The 1,212-nt window shown below is 67.3% G+C and carries 1 protein-coding gene and 1 pseudogene; one reads left to right on the top strand and one right to left on the bottom strand.

Translation table 11 applies throughout. From position 1 onward, the window contains the following. A pseudogene (locus tag AC1D00_RS41850) lies at positions 1 to 442 on the top strand (SAM-dependent methyltransferase); the annotation flags it as partial. 124 nt (positions 443 to 566) lie between these two features. Here the strand turns inward: AC1D00_RS41850 and AC1D00_RS41845 are convergent. Further along, positions 567 to 1,212: cation diffusion facilitator family transporter (locus tag AC1D00_RS41845; protein WP_477014738.1), on the bottom strand; the 646-nt coding region annotated here is incomplete at its 5' end.

Raw genomic sequence — 1,212 nt, 5'->3', positions numbered from 1 at the left:
CCTTCGCCGTGCGCTGAAGCCGTCCGGGCGGCTTGCCTTTGCCTGCTGGCGCGAGCCGAAGGAAAATCCCTGGATGATGGCGCCGTTGATGGCGGTCTACAAACACGTGCCGAAGATGCCGCCGGTCGGACCGGAGGAGCCGGGGCCGTTCGCCTTTGCATCGGAGGAGCGCGTGACGCGCATCCTGAAAGGTGCAGGCTTCGTCGATGTGGCGATGGAGCCGCACAATCTCGCGATGGATGTCGCGATCGGCGGCGGTCTCGATGCGGCCGTCGACGGCGCCTTGCAGATTGGCCCGGCCAGCCGCGCGCTCCAGGGCCATCCGCCGGAGACGTACCAGGCCGCAAAAGCCTCGATCCGCGAGATGCTGGCGCCGTTCCTGAAGGGACAGTCGGTGGCGCTCCAGGGCGCGATCTGGATCGTGACGGCGAAGGCGGTGTAGGGCGCGGCTCTCGCCGCGCCGTCATTGCGAGGAGCTCTTGCGACGAAGCCATCCAGAATGTGCCCGCGGTGGTCGTCTGGATTGCTTCGCTTCGCTCGCAATGACGGTGTGGAGGCGGAATGCCTCACACCACATCATCCGGCGCCAGCGCACAGCCATTGTCCGGATGCGTCTCGATCTGAAGCGTGGTGTGGCCGATCCGGAAGGACCCCTTCAGCAGTTGCGCGGTCTCCATCAGGAACGCATCGCTGCTACCTGCGGGCATGACGAGATGGCAGGTCAGCGCCGTCTCGGTCGTGGAGATCGGCCAGACGTGGAGATCGTGGATGGCGGAGACGCCGGGCCGTTGCTGCAGAAACGCCCTGATGGCGGCGAGGTCGGTGCCCTTGGGGGCGGCCGCCATCGACATGTCGATGGAGCCGCGGAGCAGGCTGGTCGTGCTCCAGAGGATGGTGGCGCAGATGACGAGGCTGGTGATGGGGTCGAGCCAGAGCCAGCCGGTCCAGATGATCAGCGCCGCCGAGACCACGACGCCGAGCGAGACGGCGGCGTCGGCGGCCATGTGCAGATAGGCGCCTTCGATGTTGATGTCGTCCTTGCGACCGCGCGCGAACAGCATGGCGGTGAAGCCGTTGACGAGGATGCCGATGCCGGCGACCACCATCACGGTCACCCCCGCGACCGGCTCCGGCTCGCGCAGGCGCAAAATCGCCTCCCAGCCGATCGCGCCGGTCGCGACCAGCAGGAACACCGCGTTGGCCAATGCCGCC

Source organism: Bradyrhizobium sp. P2_E8 (assembly GCF_056403875.1).
This window is presented reverse-complemented; position numbering and strand designations above follow the sequence as displayed.